This is a genomic window from Apilactobacillus ozensis DSM 23829 = JCM 17196 (assembly GCF_001435995.1).
GTDB classification, from domain to species: Bacteria; Bacillota; Bacilli; order Lactobacillales; family Lactobacillaceae; genus Apilactobacillus; species Apilactobacillus ozensis.
Map to the genome: position 1 here is coordinate 62,400 of NZ_AYYQ01000035.1, position 16,918 is coordinate 79,317.

Annotated in this window: 16 protein-coding genes; 7 read left to right on the forward strand and 9 right to left on the reverse strand. The window is 30.5% G+C overall.

The features are described 5' to 3' along the window. Nucleotides 1-3: 3 nt before the first annotated feature. The 3 genes from FD06_RS05760 (at nucleotide 4) to FD06_RS05770 (ending at nucleotide 3,765) form a co-directional block, all read left to right on the forward strand. Nucleotides 4-927 carry a DUF4357 domain-containing protein gene (locus FD06_RS05760; RefSeq protein WP_056966689.1) on the forward strand — a complete coding sequence of 308 codons (924 nt, stop codon included), beginning with the start codon at nucleotides 4-6 and terminating at the stop codon, nucleotides 925-927. Nucleotides 928-1,052: 125 nt separating this feature from the next. After that, complete coding sequence (locus FD06_RS05765; RefSeq protein ID WP_056966691.1) at nucleotides 1,053-2,162, forward strand: YdcF family protein; 1,110 nt, start codon at nucleotides 1,053-1,055, stop codon at nucleotides 2,160-2,162. 256 nt (nucleotides 2,163-2,418) lie between these two features. Further along, on the forward strand, nucleotides 2,419-3,765 hold the full coding sequence (locus FD06_RS05770) for a nuclease-related domain-containing protein (RefSeq protein ID WP_056966693.1): 1,347 nt from the start codon (nucleotides 2,419-2,421) through the stop codon (nucleotides 3,763-3,765). A gap of 36 nt (nucleotides 3,766-3,801) precedes the next feature. Here FD06_RS05770 and FD06_RS05775 read toward each other — a convergent pair whose 3' ends face one another. Then, nucleotides 3,802-4,836 (reverse strand): DUF805 domain-containing protein, encoded by a 1,035-nt coding sequence (locus FD06_RS05775; protein WP_054657646.1) that lies wholly within the window; start codon nucleotides 4,834-4,836, stop codon nucleotides 3,802-3,804. A gap of 141 nt (nucleotides 4,837-4,977) precedes the next feature. Here FD06_RS05775 and FD06_RS05780 point away from each other — a divergent pair, with 141 nt between their 5' ends. Further along, a complete protein-coding gene (locus FD06_RS05780) occupies nucleotides 4,978-6,174 on the forward strand; it encodes an MFS transporter (RefSeq protein ID WP_156403103.1) in 1,197 nt (398 codons plus the stop codon). Nucleotides 6,175-6,196: 22 nt separating this feature from the next. On the opposite strand, the gene FD06_RS05785 is transcribed toward FD06_RS05780, so the two are convergent. The 7 genes from FD06_RS05785 to FD06_RS05815 all read right to left on the reverse strand — a co-directional run bounded on the left by FD06_RS05785 (nucleotide 6,197) and on the right by FD06_RS05815 (nucleotide 13,155). Further along, nucleotides 6,197-6,895, reverse strand: coding sequence for a hypothetical protein (locus FD06_RS05785; RefSeq protein ID WP_056966698.1), 699 nt, complete (start codon nucleotides 6,893-6,895; stop codon nucleotides 6,197-6,199). 115 nt (nucleotides 6,896-7,010) lie between these two features. After that, entirely contained in the window at nucleotides 7,011-7,490 is a 480-nt protein-coding gene (locus FD06_RS05790; RefSeq protein ID WP_056966699.1) for a helix-turn-helix domain-containing protein, read from the reverse strand. Nucleotides 7,491-7,609: 119 nt separating this feature from the next. After that, on the reverse strand, nucleotides 7,610-8,335 hold the full coding sequence (locus FD06_RS05795; RefSeq protein ID WP_054657633.1) for a helix-turn-helix transcriptional regulator: 726 nt from the start codon (nucleotides 8,333-8,335) through the stop codon (nucleotides 7,610-7,612). Nucleotides 8,336-8,347: 12 nt separating this feature from the next. Beyond that, a complete protein-coding gene (locus tag FD06_RS05800; RefSeq protein ID WP_056966701.1) occupies nucleotides 8,348-9,058 on the reverse strand; it encodes a helix-turn-helix transcriptional regulator in 711 nt (236 codons plus the stop codon). A 618-nt stretch (nucleotides 9,059-9,676) separates the two neighbouring features. Next, nucleotides 9,677-10,216, reverse strand: a complete 540-nt coding sequence (locus FD06_RS05805; RefSeq protein ID WP_056966703.1) for a hypothetical protein — start codon at nucleotides 10,214-10,216, stop codon at nucleotides 9,677-9,679. A gap of 1,067 nt (nucleotides 10,217-11,283) precedes the next feature. After that, on the reverse strand, nucleotides 11,284-12,432 hold the full coding sequence (locus tag FD06_RS05810) for a tyrosine-type recombinase/integrase (protein WP_056966705.1): 1,149 nt from the start codon (nucleotides 12,430-12,432) through the stop codon (nucleotides 11,284-11,286). A gap of 147 nt (nucleotides 12,433-12,579) precedes the next feature. After that, the gene (locus FD06_RS05815; RefSeq protein ID WP_056966707.1) at nucleotides 12,580-13,155 is read right to left on the reverse strand and encodes a helix-turn-helix domain-containing protein; all 576 of its coding nucleotides are present in this window, start codon (nucleotides 13,153-13,155) and stop codon (nucleotides 12,580-12,582) included. Nucleotides 13,156-13,297: 142 nt separating this feature from the next. Here FD06_RS05815 and FD06_RS05820 point away from each other — a divergent pair, with 142 nt between their 5' ends. From FD06_RS05820 to FD06_RS05830, 3 genes are all read left to right on the forward strand, one after another. Beyond that, nucleotides 13,298-13,486: a MerR family transcriptional regulator gene (locus tag FD06_RS05820; RefSeq protein WP_054657028.1), complete on the forward strand. Its 189-nt coding sequence runs from the start codon at nucleotides 13,298-13,300 to the stop codon at nucleotides 13,484-13,486. Next, nucleotides 13,486-13,755 carry a hypothetical protein gene (locus tag FD06_RS05825; protein ID WP_054657026.1) on the forward strand — a complete coding sequence of 90 codons (270 nt, stop codon included), beginning with the start codon at nucleotides 13,486-13,488 and terminating at the stop codon, nucleotides 13,753-13,755. Before FD06_RS05820 ends, FD06_RS05825 begins: the two co-directional genes overlap by 1 nt. Nucleotides 13,756-13,928: 173 nt before the next feature. After that, nucleotides 13,929-16,196: a phage/plasmid primase, P4 family gene (locus FD06_RS05830; protein ID WP_056966709.1), complete on the forward strand. Its 2,268-nt coding sequence runs from the start codon at nucleotides 13,929-13,931 to the stop codon at nucleotides 16,194-16,196. Nucleotides 16,197-16,226: 30 nt separating this feature from the next. On the opposite strand, the gene FD06_RS05835 is transcribed toward FD06_RS05830, so the two are convergent. Continuing rightward, nucleotides 16,227-16,613, reverse strand: a complete 387-nt coding sequence (locus tag FD06_RS05835) for a glycoside hydrolase family 43 C-terminal domain-containing protein (RefSeq protein ID WP_056966710.1) — start codon at nucleotides 16,611-16,613, stop codon at nucleotides 16,227-16,229. Nucleotides 16,614-16,918 lie beyond the last annotated feature (305 nt).

Genomic DNA, 16,918 nt, shown 5'->3' on the forward strand with positions numbered 1-16,918 from the left:
ATTTTGCGTTCAAAAGATATATATGTAGTTATGTCAAATGAAGACGATTATTTTAACTTTAAGTATGCCGGCTATAATAGTAATGGAAATGTTATAGCATATTATGTTCCAAGAGACATGATAAATGTTGTTTTAAAGGAGCATACTAATTTAAGCTCTTCAGGAGTTTACTTGCTTCTTAATTTAAAAAATAATCATATAAACTATGATACTAAAGTATATGTAGGACAAGCTAAAAATATTATTAAAAGAACTAATGAACATAATCGTATTCAAGAAAATTGGTGGAATTTAGCTATTTTAATTATCAAAAATAATGATATCTCGTTTAGCTCTGATGAGATATTATATTTAGAAAAGTATATGTATGATTTAATATATAATTCTAATAATATTGAATTATATTCTGATCATAGGCCCAGTGGTGCATCTAAAATTAGTTTGAGAGACAATAATAATTTTACTAACGACTTTCAAGACATTGATATGTTAATAAGAGTTTTAGGATTACCTATTTTTCATATGCGTCATAGCTATAAGAAAAATGGCCAATCTAATAATAATTCTATTATTAAAGAAGTTTCTTCTGATGAAAGTATTTTTAACATTATCTTTTATTGTAAATCTCGCAATAGCGATGCAAAAGCTACTTTAGAGAAAGATGGAAGGCTGAAAGTTATCAAAGGTTCAAAGGTATCTAAGAAGGAATTTTCATCTAGTTTTAAAAAGCAGGGTTTTTTAGATAAGTATTTAGATTTAGAAAAAAACAAAGTAATTAAAAATGGAGTCTTTTGCAGAGATTATATATTTAGTAGTCCTTCTTCAGCAGCTGCTATTGTATACAAGTCTTCCGCTAACGGTAAAACTATGTGGAAAGATATTAATGGAAAAACATTAAAAGAGCATTTAGAAAAACAAAACAAATAGATTACAAAGTTACATTTACGTTACTAATTTCTTAAAAGACTGATAAGCTCAGTCTTTTTTATTTACTTTAACCTTCAATCGCCATAGTATGTAACTACATTAACTAAGAAATGGTGGTGATTGTTATGGAAACTAAGTCAAGAATTTCATTATTTTATCCCAATCGAGCTAGTCATCGTGTGAACAAGATTAGTTCACGTGACTATTTACAAAACTATAATTACCAGTATTCTTACCGGGCAGTTTTAAGTCGCCTTAAGAAGTTAGACAATCGAACTAGTAAGTTAAAATATCTAGACAAGGCGATTAAGTATAATTACTGGCACAAACCGGCAATTTTTACAGCTAACCAAGTTTCAGGTAAACCTCGATCGTATGATAACGAGATATTGATTAATTTTTATAAACAAGCTTTAAAGCTAGCACCACGCGACCAAAAATATTTAGCTGGATTAGCCTCAGTCTATCGTATGGATAATCAATTAGACAATGCGGCCATTATTTGGCAATACTTAATCAATCACGATGCCAATGACTATCGTTCATTGTTGAGTTTGGCGTTATATGCCCAGATGGAAAATAATGAGCGGGCGTTCAATAAATCGATGCGTCGATTAGACCAAATGGATACTACTGAAACTAGTCAGATTGAATCTTTAATAGGCTTAGTGTCAGATGCTTACAAACTACAGCCTAACTATGCAATAGATGACCTTAATTTATATGATGATGCAAGTCATTATATTGTGATATTAGGTGCCGCATTAACGATTCACGGTAATATCAAAGATAAATTAAGGCGCCGTTTAGCGGCTGGTCTAAAATTAGCCCAACTTCAACCTAAAGCAAAGATTATCGTGAGTGGGGGCCAAGTTCCACAAGAACCCACGACTGAAGCTAGTATGATGATTGAATGGCTAGTGGACCACGGAATTAAACGTCAACGTATTTTAAAAGAAGATAAATCTCGTGACACCGTGCAAAATGCGATTAACTCTAATTTGATTTTAAAGACGGTGAATGCACAAAAAGTAACGTTAGTATCGAGTTCAAGTCATATTCAACGAGCTTATATTCTGTTTCAAACTGCTAACTATGCTAACCATATCAATTATGATTTAGACCAGTATGTAGTACGAGATACGGATAAATTAGTTCGTCCAGCTCAACATAAAATCATTAGTGACATGTTGAGAGTAAAAGGGTATTGGTTGTTGCCAGGAATTCAACCATAATAAAAAGGTATTTGGAAATTTCTGTTAATTTCTAAATGCCTTTTTGTTTTTTCATGACTTTACAGTACAATATAAATAAAATATTTTACATACGGAGTTGTTTAAAATTACTTTTTTTATTTACACCATGATATTTTACTTAGTCGTACTAGTATCCTTTCTGTTTATCATATTTCATAAATATAAATGGTACGCATTTTTAATTATTTTCTTGTATTTTTATCTAGCCCATTCGTTTATTTTTGCACAATCATTAATGAATTTAGCAATTCTAATATACGATGTAATTATATTATATGAATTTTTGCGCACCAAGGTAAATGCCCACAAGCATAAGCAACACCAGCATCAACAGCAACCTTCAAAAGACTATCATCAGCATGATGATAGTTATAATGCTGACCATAGCAATCAGTATTATAACTTTAATGACACATTTAACGATGATACGAATTTAAATAGCAATGCTGACCTAAAGCATAAGTTAGATAAATTAGATGATTTAAGCAGCAAGTTGCAATTTTTATTTATTAATTCTAATTCCGATAACAAATATTATGATGACGGAGTTAGTAATGAAGAATTCATTCGTAGACAGCCAGCTAATGTAGCTTTCTTAGAACGTCAAGTGGGCTATGATTGTAAAAATCTATTTGAAAATATTCAGACTACTAACAACCTTTTAAGTATGAATGGAGTTGATCGGGTAGTCGATGTGAAACGTGTAAAAAAATATTTTATACGTAATTTAAATATGGTCAAATGTGATATTAGAAACGTTAGAAAGGGGATGGACGGTGAAAGTCGCTTTTGTGATCGTTTCAATGAATATATCCGAGCCAATAATCTATCTAAGCAAGTTGTTTTGTTACAAAATGTGAAAGCTCCATACTATGGAAATTATAGTGATGGGGTAACTAAACATAATCAAATTGATGCCTTGATTTTAACTGTTAAAGGTATTTTCATTGTTGAAATAAAAAATTATGCTCCTCGAGATGTTAATCATCCAATGTTTAAAGTTAATTATGCTGGTCGGATATGTTTAAATAATGAAAAACCAGTTAATGCGAATGTAGCACATCAATTAATAGACCATGAGGGCGCAGTTGCTAAGCTAATATATGAATTGAATCAACAGTATCCTAACTTAAACTTGGTTAATAATAAACAAGAAGTGCACAGAATTGTTATTGCGGCTCACCCAAACATTGCTAGTAAAAGTGTAAGTTCCAGATTAGGCTGTGGCAATATTTTTTCACATCGATATTATAAAATTAATAAGTATGATCGTGATGTTTGCCAAGATTATATTAAGCATAATAAAAACTATGATATGAAATATAATTCAATTATTCATCCATTATTTAACCTTGAAGCATTTAATACCGATACTTTCATTAATAAATTTAAAATGTTTTTTGAAAATAATAAACCAACATTACATGAATCGCAACTTACTGCAATTGCCAATGCTTTTGTAAATCAAACCAATCAAATCCCGGAAAGAAGACAGAATCATATTATTATTGATGATAATAATTTTTGGATTATTGATGAATATATACGTACCTTGAATGAAATTACCAGTTTAATGAAATAAAGCATCTACAATTAAAATATCGTAGATGCTTTATTATTATTGATTGCTACTTTCAGAACTATTACTTTCACTGTTAGCGTTATTGCTATCTGAACTACTATCATTTTGATCTGGATTATTCACGTGTTTAGCTTGTTGACTGCTTTGTTCTTGATTATCTGTGTCGTTGTTGTTTTCTTGATTATCTTGCTGTGAAGATGATTCACTAGTTTGGTTTTGTTCATCTTTGTTATTGTCATGACTATTATTTTGGTCATTAGTTTGAGATGAACTATTTGAACTGGAACTGTCGCTATTGGCAGAACTGCTATCTTCAGATTGACTATTTTCGGATGCATGGTTTTGGTTATCTGAAGTGTTATTATGGCTAGACTCGCTAGTTTGGTCTTGCGACTGACTGTCAGACGATTCATCGCTATCATCACTACCGGGATCAATTAGCTCGGGGCCATTGTCATTATCATCTGAATCTTCATGATCAGAATCATGGTCTTGCTTATCTTCATCATTATAACTTTTGCTACTATGGGAATCTTTTTCTTTTTTATTTGATTCGATAGGATTAGTATTATCAACTTGCTTTTGAGGTGTCCCGGCAGCAATTGCGATTAATTTAATGCCCATTAGTAATGATAAAGCTGTAACGATTATTATTATCCAATTAAATCCTTTACTTTGCCATCTATCATCAGCTGGTTTGGTAGTTACACCGTGACGGTTATCATCAGATGTAGGCAACATGAATAGAACTAATAGAATTATCCAGCCAATAATGGGGATTAAACCTAGCCATAAGAAATTCCCATTTTTATTAATATCGTGTAACCTACGAATAGCAGCAGTTAATAACATGATAAAATTAAATGCACCAAAAATAGAAAATATAAGTTGGGTAATAATGTTACCGTTAGTAATAATCATTAAGCTGCCTAAAATGAGATTTATGAAAGTAATCGTGATGGCACCTAGCCAAAAGTCAATTCGATTAGTTTTTCCCTCGATGTAAAACATATTAGACCACATTAATTTAAATGCGGTTATTAAATTGTGTTTAACTGGTTCGTTATGCATGTTTGATTAAACTCCTGTAAAAATTATTTATATATCTATTTTACTATATCTTATGATACTTTCCTTAAAAAGACTTTAAAACTAACTAACAAGTAGGTGAACATCATTAAAAATACTCATCAACTATTTATCAAGTATCTTATGATAACCATCATATATAATTCGGCATTAGGGATTTGGAGTGGAACTATCTACTTATTCATGCGACATATAGGTTACACCTATGCTCAAATCAATATGTTTTTAATGGCTTTTTGGATAGTTACATTTATAGCTGAACTGCCATCAGGGTGGCTTTCCGATTATTTTGGTCATATTAATATTTTCTTGTTGAGTTGCGTTATACGTAGCCTGGGGTTATTGATTTTATTTCTTACTGCTAACAATGTGTTTAATTTAATTATGGTTGCCATTTTAACTGGCATTGGTGATTCACTTTTTTCAGGGACCCTCGATGCTTGGTTTGTAAATAAAGCTAAACGAATTGACAAGCATTTTAAATTGGAAAATGCATTTACGATTACTTCAACTTGTTCAACTATCTTATCATTGTTAACTGGATTTATTGGTGCACAGTACTTAGCTAATTTAAATTTAGGGTATCCCATTTTAGCCGGAAGTATCTTATTAATTTTGTGCATTCCATTTGCGATTAATGAAGCTGAAGGCCTGCAACGTTTTAAATTGAATAATGTTAATAGGTTAAAACATTTTAGACTCACAAATCCTTTGAAATTTGAAAAGTTAAAACAAAATTTAAAAATAAATCGTGATTTTTACTTTTTGAGTTTAGCTGGCTTACCACTATCCTTAATTGTGAGCGGTCCATTCAATCAATGGCAATTATTGTTCCAGTCTAATCATCAACCAATTCATACGGGATGGATACTAATTGGAGTTAACATGTGTGGGGTTATAGGGTCGGGTTTATCCGGAATAATTATGAAACATTTTAATAAACTTGCAACTTTGATTTTGTTGAGTGTCATAATGACTTTTACAACGTTACTATCAGTGTCAATTAATTCAACATGGTTAGCTGTTATGTTCTTTTTATTGCATGTACTAGCGACTTCACTAGATGAAGTCTTTAGGTACACGATGTTGCACAACGTGATTATTGGAGATAACCGGAATACTTTGATTTCCTTTAATAACACGATTAATGCTGGAGCGACTCTAATTGCGTTGTCTTTAAATGGTTGGTTGTCAGATACCTATTCGATTAAATTTGCATGGGGTGCTTTAGCTATTATAGGCGAAATATTAACTTTAGTAGGGTATTTTTGGATTTTTATTTATACGAAAAATAAAAGCAACAAGGTTAATAAAAATTAACTTTGTTGCTTTTTAGTTAAGCCTATCGATTTAATTTTTTTAGTCTTTTTAATTCAGCTGCAATTTGACCGAAAGTACCATCTTTTTTTAAATTATCTTTAGTTATTTTGTAACCTTCTTCACTTTGTTCAACGATATCTTTAGATTTTTTTTGAGCATAACCGTTTAGCACATTTTTGGAGCAATTATTGATTAAGCTACTATAATTTAATAATTGATTGATTAATTGGTTAGCTTTGTTATTAAAATTGATATCTTTAATATCTAATAAGTATAAAATGTTATGTAAATATTGAACATTATCAAAGTGCATGTCCAAATTAGCCTTCATTCGCATAGCAACTTCATTATTATCTTTATCTACTGTAAATACAAAGACTCCGTAGAAAGTATCTTTAACTTGCAAAAAGTTAGTTTTCATCTTACTAACGTTTTTTCTAACTTTAATAATGTCACTTATTATGTCTTCCATTGCCTTATATTTTTCTAAATAAATAGCATCGTCAATTGACCGTTGATTATTTGCATTGATAATATCATTTACGCAAGAAATTGTAGCAACTGGTATCAATACAACACCAGACATGATACCAAAAGTTATTAACCATGCACTAGCATGCGCATTACCAAAAAATAAGTGTTCTTTTAAATTAGCTAGTATTATGTATACAATTACCAATATAATAGCATCTTTAAAAATGTATTTTAGGATGTTTTTCATTATCTGTATCAACCCCTTAATGCTTATATCATAACAGAGATTTGTTACATTAGCTTTTTAAAAATGTAGTTAAAAAAACTATCATCATATTAATCATGGTGATATTTTTGGTAATTTATTGAATGTTTTGAGTTAATGGATACTTTTTATCCATCTTTGGTTCAATAATATATATTTTAATTAATTTGATAGCATAGAAACCTAACGGCCATAAGAATACCCATATAATGCCTAATACACTTGTATAGTTAGAGTGTGATAATAAGTAACCGAAAAGCATCATTGCTAAAATAAAAATCATTTGTATAGTATTACGAATTAATTTGCCTTCTTCTCGACGTTTTTTAATTTGTAAAGTCTGCTTATCATTCATAGTTTTGATTTCACTTCCTTTAGCATTGTCAGAAATGGATTCAAATAAATCGCCTATTTTAACGTTAAAAGCATTAGCAATTAGCCTTAACGTTTCTAAACTTGTATCATCTCCTGCCTCAATTCTTTGAATCGTTCTGACACTTAGATTACATTTAGTTGCTAGGTGTTCCTGTGTCCACCCATGTTGCTTTCTTAAATCAGGAATTAATGTTTTATTCATATCTTCATTATAGTGGTTAGCCGATTTTTGTACACGACATTAACACGACAATGGTATGACAGTAGGGCGACATTTTAATAAAATTTATATATAGGTAAAATAACGGTAAAAATTTGTCGTTATTTGTTATCTTTAGCGTTAATTAATATTCTATTACTTTTTAAAGTCGATATTTTTTTATTTCCAATTTCGTCTGGATAATACATAATGATGCTTTTACCCATATTTTTAGAGTATGGATATGCTCCTAAAGTTACTTTATATGTTTTATCGTGTAATTTTAAATTTCTAAAGATATTTAGACTATTTCTAGCTGACATACTTATAAATAAATTACCAGATGGATCTTTGTAATTTTCTACTGATGGATATTCTATATATGAAAAAGTTCCATTATACTTAAAATATATATCATATTTATAATCCTTGTGTTTTTCTATATTTTTTAATTTATTTTCTTTAAAGTAAAATGGTATTTTCTTAATCTTAATTATTTTTATGGAACTTGGCTTTATAGTTGAAAGCCCAGCATTGTAACATGAAATTGAAAACCATATCATTATTGATAACATTGTTATTATTAAAGCGGTAGTTAATATTAATAAATGTTTTTTTCTTTTTGAAATACTAATTTTTTTTAACAAAATTTTATCATTCCTTATTAGGTAGTCTATCTTTACATTGAAGAACTTACATATATCCATTATTGTTAGTAAATCTGGAATACTTCTATTTGTTTCCCATCCAGATACAGTAGTTCTAGAAACGTTTATTTTATTTGCCAAATCATATTGAGTTATATTGTTTTTAATTCTTAGTTTTCTAATTTTTTCTCCTAAATTCACTTTTTACTCCTTCTAATTATTTTTGTTAGATGGCAATATAATATATTTTTTTTGTGGTTTATTTTCATTGGTAACTATACAGATGTTTTTGCCTTTATTTAGACTTCCTTCTTCATCTTCAGCATAAGTAGGTATTTCTAATTTTTGAATTCTTTTATTTTGTTTTAGATTTTTAAATATATTTAAAGAATGCTTAGCTTTAAAAGAAGCAGTAGTATACCTTTTATAAGAGTCGCATTGCATTGATGGGATATTGGCTGCAAAAGTTCTAAATGCAGAGTTAAATTTTACATAAACGTAATATTTATAGTCCTTTTCTGTTCTTATTTTGTTGTATATCTTTTTGTGTATGATTACTGGTATTTTTTTAACTTTTATGACCTTTATTTCATTAGCGTTGATGCCTGTTATCATTGAATTATAAATTAATACGAAAGAAGTAAGCATTACAAATAGAGAAATAATAGTTATGTATGAATATAACTTTATCTTCTTTTTATCATTTTTAAATTTTTCAATTATTTTTTTATCTTCATTTAAGATATCATCTATTGAAATATTAAAATAATCACATATTTTTACAATCATTTTGATATCTGGATAGCTATTTCCGTTTTCCCAACTGGATACTTTAATTCTGTAAGTACCTAGTTTGTTAGCTAATTCTGATTGAGTATAATTTCTTTTTTCTCTGAGTAGCTTCAATTTATCTTTAAATTCCATTACTATTCTCCTAAAACTTAATTTTAATCTGATAATATTGTACTCATAAAAGTTTTTATACATAAAGACGTAATTTAATACAAACCTACTAGTTCGTGATTATTAAGTTAACTATAAAGTAAACGGTAAATTTACTTAACGAAAACTCGTTTTTATATTGACTATTACGTTAGGTTATAGGAGATAATAAATTTGTTTGAGGAAATGTACAAGGTTAAGTGAAATTTCTTAAATATAAATATTTTAATTATTATTAATTACAATATTAATTTTTATTTAGATAAGTAAAAAATAAACCCTTGTATTAACTGTTATGATATCCTTTATAAGGTCTTTTAAACTCAAATTAGGTAATACAATATTCATACTTTTAGTCATATTTATTAAGTTGTTTACATTCTTTATTAAAGTTTATGTTAAGAATTGGCACAATATCTATAATCAATTTATTTACTATTATTATTAAGTTTCTGAAATTAAACATTATTCTAATTAATAGCCTTAAAATATTTGACTTAACCGAAGTTGGCTTTTAATTAATTAAAAAATGACTATCAAGTGTTGAATATTATTATCCAACTTTTGATAGTCATCTTAACTTAAAGTGTTTTTTAGTTTTTAAAAATCATAATCATAAATAATTCCGTTCTTATGAACACTGTAAATATTACCAGTTCCAGTAAAACCTTCAGATTGTAGTTTAAAGTTCGTTGGTCTAACTATATAAGATTTGCTTTTTTTATCGTAAGTACCGCCCCAAATATAGTTATGAGCTGATTTACCAGTAATAATAGAGCTAGCATACTTAGTAGCTTTAGCAACAGTATTAATATTAATGCCTTTGGTACTATACAATCTGGCATAAACATTTTTGCTCATTTTATTTTTAGTTAAATGGAATTTAGTTAGTTTGTTATAGCGAATACTGTTTTTTAAATAAATTCTAAAATAACCTTTGGTGTTACTTCTAATATTTTTGCCTAAAACATTAACATTAGTGTATTTATTTGTAGTACCTGATACAAAGTGTTTAGAGACGTTTTCAATATTAAAACTTAAATTATTATTTGAATTCGTATTAGCACTAGCATGGTAAGAAACTAAATAAAATAAAATAAATGACAATGGTACAAAAATTAAGACTTTTAGTTTACGCATATTATTACTTCCTTAATAAATATTATCTAAATTATATAGCTACAAATAAAAAATACAAATTAGAAGTTTTAATTTAAGAAATAGCCTGGTACTTTATCCTTGGTTATAATTATTCTAATACAGTCGTAAATCACGACACTATCATAATATTTATAGGAAATGTCTTTAGACATACATTAAAACAGTGTTTGTAAATCATACTCTATATATAAAATAGCTTAATAAATACACTCTTTTTTGTACTTAAATAACGTAATCGTGTATCTACTACTATTAATATATTTTATTTTAATGTCGCTAAAAGCCTTACAAAACCTAAATATTTTTGTGAATTCGTTTATTTAATGCTACTTTTCCCAAATGGAGAACATAAATAACTAATATCATGGGCTTTCCCTAACATAGGGCAAGCGACTTATTAATAAAAATGAATTATAGCAATAGAATTACATCATTTATTCACTAGTATTGAGATGAAGTAAAATGTGTTTACAAATCCATATATTATAAGTAAGCACATTAATGAATAAAATAGTTTCGAATTTTGTAAAACCCCTTTGGAATATCCACTAACAATAGTAACTAATATTATTATTATCATTAAAATATTAAAAATCTCCATTTAAATATATACAACCTTTCTTATTATGACACTTTGATAGTAAATAAAAAAGCAACTTAATATAGCAGTTTAGACCTCCCAGGTTAGTGACAAATATTCACCACGTCTAATGCCAAAAAGGGATGCTAAATTAATGGCATCCCCTTGACATATCATTCCCCAGATATAATTTATTTATGTGTTTTTTTAACTAAGAAAATAACTAATACTAACTAAGAAAACAACTAAGATTTAATTGTTCCATTTGTTTACTTATTAGTACTAAAAATAATAAAAAAGCTGATATAACAACGATTATTACCGTTAGTTATATCAGCTTTTTGTTGGCTAATGGAGTCGGCGGGTTTTGAACACCACAACTTTACAAATGCTTTAATACCGCTATCCATAGGACTGTATTTACATATTTAATTGTTTGGTGGCTACCATATTGGCTACCATTGACCTAAAAATTGAGATATTTAACTAATTTATTTACAGCTTCTTGGTTTTGTTGATTAGTAACGTGGGTATAAATATCCATTGTAGTTTGGATGTCCTCATGACCTAATCGCTCTTGAACTTCTTTAATAGATGCACCAGCGGAAAATAGGGCGGATGCGTGTGTATGTCTGAAACCATGCACGGTTATTTTAGTTAGGTTATGCTCTTTAATAATCTTCTTTAACCATTTAGCAGGTGTATTTAAACACTTATGATTGTTAGTGCTAGAAGCAAACACTAACTGACTTTTCTGAAAGGTATTAAATCCAAGCATCAAGTAGCGTTTACGTTGTGATAATCGCCATTGCTCTAAATAGTCCATTGTAGACTTATCCATTTTAATAGTTCTGCGACCTTTACGTGTTTTTGGAGCTTGTACGATTTGCTTACCTTTAAGCCCTTGTGTCAATGTTTTATTAATACGGATAGTTTGCTCGTTAAAATCGATATCATCCCAGGTTAGTGCCAAGCATTCACCACGTCTAACGCCGGCAAATGCTAATACACGGAATAGGGTATACTTTTCTAGTTCTTTATCTGGATAAATGTAACTAAAAAAGTTTAATAATTGATTCTTATCCCAGAAGTTTGCTGGTTTATCTCCATAAGCAATTTGTTTCTTAGGGATGTTTACCAGCTTACAAGGATTGTCTTTAATGTATTGCTCCTTAATAGCGTAGTCAAAGACGTTAGAAGTGTAGTTAAACCACTTTTTAAAGTTATTAGGGGCGAGCTTGAACCATTGATTAACAGCTCTTTGTATCTCATTAATCTTAATTGTGCGAATGCGTTTATTGCCAAATGCTGGTAAGATATGATTATTAAACATTGCATCAGTTCGAGCATAAGTAGATTCACGTACTGTATTAATGTATGCTTGATACCAATGGTGATATACTTCTTCAAATTTAATATTATTTTCTTTCTGAATGCCACCTTGTGCGACTTCAAGCTCTAATCTTGAAGCTTCTAGGGTGGCTTCTTTTTTGCTCTTAAAACCACGTCTGTTGATTCTTTGAACCTTACCAGTTTGTGGATTCAAACCACCATAAAGTTGTATTCGGTAAAGTTTATCTCCATTTTTATTTTTATAACTTTTAATACTTGCCATTCTATACATCCCTTTTTATATCGTTGGGGAAATTGGGTATGTATTTATAGTTATTATTTTAATATTAAATTTAATATACTAAACGTGTTTAATTACGTAACCATTTAAATATGGAAAATAGTCCATTTCTTCTAATCTTACATAATATTATTTTTTTAAACTTCCATCATCATTATATAACTCTAACACGTCATCTAGCAGTTTTTCGGTTATGTTACCAGCATTTCTATTACAATGGCGACTAGATACAAAAGCGATAAAGACTCCATTTAAAATGAATAACATAGTTTCCACAGAACTACTATCTGTGCGGTCATTATTAATAATAGATCGTTCAATTTTTTTAAATTCCTCATCGATTTGTTGAAACTCTTTATCTGGTAAATCGGATTCATTAGTAGTTAGAAATAATTTTCTTAATTGTTTGCATTGAGCATATAACCGCTCTTGTTGAATATTTTCTAATTCACGCGTAGAAAGTTGGCTTAAGTTAACATTTTCAGGTTGGCGAACATTGCTCAACCCTTGAATATAAGTAATGCTAACTTGAAAGTAATGAGCTAATGCATTCCAAGTGGATAACTTAGGTTCACGGACTTCACGTTCATATTTAGCCAACGCATCGGCTGAAATATTTAAATTTTCTTTTTTCTTTAATTCGTCTGACAGTTTAGCTAGGGAAATCCCTTTATCTGTACGGACTTCACGTAATCTATTGTACATATTTAACACCTCGCTTAATAAGAGTATAACAAAAAATAGCACAATTCAATACTAAATGTCTTGACAGCCGAAAATATTTTGTATATTATTAATCTCATCAACAAGACAAATCGTCTTGAAAAATATTTGGAGGCTATTTATTATGAACAACAATGCACGTTACTTGAAATACAAGGAAGCTATGAAGTATTTGGATATCAACAGTTACATTACATTAAAGAAAATGATTGAGAATGGATTACCAATTATCAAGGTAGGAAACGTCAAACGTATCGATAAACAACAACTTGATCAATACATGTTAGGTAATACTGTGCAGGAGCGTGCTTAATGGAATTTAAACTCCCACCAGCTCAAGAAACTGCTTTTTACAACTATGTACAAGAACTAATGCATCAAGCAATCTTGAATGCGGAAGATAAGGTTAATCTAAACACGCCCTGGCTTAAAGGTAAGAAACAAGCTGCTAAGTGGTTAGGGATTAGTCCACAGTCATTAGCGAAACTTATGGCGCAAGGTTTGCCCGTCCATTATCTAGATGATATGGAAGTTGTATTTTTTAACAAGCAAGAAATTAATAAATATTTATTAGCACAATAAAAAACATGTCGTTGGGGAATGGGATGTTAACAAGGAAGTTACAAAATGGATAAATTAGGGTATAAAAAAAGACCGTTTTACTTTGGCGAGTAACGGTCTGATAAGTCTTCAGGTATAAGGCTTTTATACCCTTTATTATATCAAAAAATACAATTAAATAAAGGGGTACGCACATGGCTACCTGGGAATACATTCAAGCACTATCTAGTAATGGAATTTGTCTTTATCCATTGATTAAAGGCACGAAACGTCCAGCAATTAAGGACATGTTGAATCAAGCGACCAATGATATTGAACAACTAACGGAGTGGTTTCAACCGCAAGCAGATGGAAATGTTTTATATGATGTAGCGATAAACCCTAGCAAGAGTAATTTAATCGTGATTGATGTGGATAATCACGACCAACAGTTGAGTGGTACGAAGTGGTTAAATGATAAAGAACTAGCTGGTTATAAAATGGATAGCTCTGTTATTGAAATAACCCCTAATCAAGGGATACATTTTTTCTATCTAAATGATTTGGAGATTGATGTACCAAGTCAACTAAGTTTGGATAAATGTGGGGCGATTGAAGTTAAGACCACGTCGACAATTATTTATCCGAGTGCTGGCTATCGACAAACCGCTAACGACCAGTTATTAATCAATACCACGGTGCCACCGATGCCAAAATGGTTAAAGCGTTTGATTACTAAGTCTATTGAAACTAAAGCAAGGCAACCAGCATCCCCAACTACGGATGATAACATCAATGTTAAGGCTCATAGTTGGTTGTTAAAGCTCACGGACATGTATATTCATGGAATTAAGCAGGGACAACGTAATACTCAAATGGTGCAGATATTAGGAAAGTTATTTTTTACAGGTGCAGATCAAACATTAGTATGGAAATGGTTCAACCACATTAATGATAACTATGTGCAACCATCCCTTAAGCCTAGTGAAATGAAAGCAATCTTTAAAAGTATTGCTAACAAGCCCCACCAAGTCATTCATACCGAAAACTTTGATGAATTACAACAAGCATGTAGGGATGCGAAAAGGTTAGTACAACAGAGTAGGGATGGTAAGCTAAGTTATTTAAATGGTGCGCAAATCATGTTGAAATACTTTCACTTCACACGTTTTTCAATTGATGAGGGTGAACGAGTGGCCGTCTATGTAAGTGATGAACGCAGTCCGTGGTTTGGGCTGTACACACGTAATTATGATTATATCCGTCGTTTAATCAATGCAATGTACATGAACTATAGTAGTAAGGGGATTGGCGAAGTTCTCAACAAGATTGAAATGTTGATTACAGAAATTCGTCAACCAGAACACACCAAGGACTTAATTCCAGTTGGTAACGGGATTTTTAACCTAAAGACCAAGCAGCTAGAACCATATACGCCTGCTCACGTCTTTTCCAGTAAAGTTAGTACTCGTTATGATGCTAAATACAATGAACCAGCTAATACCCCTAATTTAGATGGATGGGATGTTGATAGTTGGTTGATGAACTTAGCTAAAGATGAAGCAGGTAACGTGGATAAGCAAGTAGAGACTTTATTTTGGCAAGTCTTAGCCGATGCTTTAAATGGAAACTATACACGTCGTAAAGCGATTCTCTTAAACTCCGAACTTGGTAACAGTGGTAAGGGGACGTTTCAGAGCTTGATAGCTAATCTAGTCGGTCAACATAACGTGGCCACGCTTAAAGTGAATGAATTTGGCGAACGTTTTGCGATGTCACGCTTAATGGGTAAATCGGTCTGTATTGGCGATGATAACCCGAGTGGCTATATTCGTGATAGTAGCAACTTTAATAGTGTGGTAACGGGGGATGTGGTTAATATTGAGTATAAGGGCAAGGATAGTTTTACCACTCAACTAACTCCGACTGTCATTCAATCCTTTAATGGCTTACCGCACTTTAGTAATAAGGGTGGAACGTATCGTCGGATGTTGATTGTGCCATTTCGTCAACATTATCAAGGCAATTCAGATAACTGGAAGATTAAGGATATTTACTTAAAGCGTGCTGATGTCTTAGAATATGTATTATTTAAAGCTCTGAACGTGTATTCAGACTTTGATAAGTTCATTGTTCCCGATGTATCTAATCAAGCTTTAAATGAGTTTGAAAAGGAGAACGATCCAATTAAGGAGTTCGTGGATGAAGAGTTTAGGCAATGGGATGTTGCACGGATTAGCACTAAAGCGGTTTATATTGCTTATACCCGTTATTGTAGCGAGAATGGGTACGCAGCGACTTCCCGCAGTAAGTTTGTCCGCCAGATTCAAAATATTCTAGAAGATTATAACAAAGGCAAAGTTAGAATGTCATTCAATGAATATAGTGATTTATATAGTAAGGTGAACAATCTACCTATTAGGTTATTATCCAACGTTGATTTAAGTTCTCATGGTATGGCCATTCAATGCTTTTATAAATAAAAAATGCTCCTAAAATAGGAGCATTTTTTATTATTTTTTAGGTAAGCTTAAGTTATTATCCCAGCCAGATTGATGATCAGCGGTAAATTTATTATCTGAAACTTTAGCCGTTAAATGTTTTCCTGCGCTATATTCGTCATAATTTCCATTTTTTATATCTATTTTGATATATGGTGTGTCTCCATCCTGTTTCCAAGTTCCTTCAAAAGTTTCGTAAATTCCACTTTCTTTTTTATTAGTACTTCTATGTACATATTTAATAGTTCCATCTTTATTTAAGTCCACTGAATCATTTAAATAGCTATAATCACTATCATTAGCTTCATAATGACCTGCTAAACTTTTTTTACATGCTGTCATTAATATACATACAATAGAAAGAAGCGTTAGTAATCCCAAAATTTTTCTAAGTTTCATAATAGTCCTCCAAAGTTAATTTAACCATTTTATGTTAACATAAAATAATTATTAATAAAACTTATTCTATAAACGTGTGACCCAGTTTGTATAAATGTGGGACAAATGCCTGTACATACTGATTTAACAATGATTAGAAAGGTTATATAGGCTAAGGGTGTCCCATTACTGATTATAGAAGTGGGACAGCTTAAAATATTGTTATTACTGCTTTTATTACACTTATGTCCCACTTGTCCCATAAATATATAACTCTATACACGGAAGTGAGTTTGTATATATATTAATATATATAAAGAAGTTGA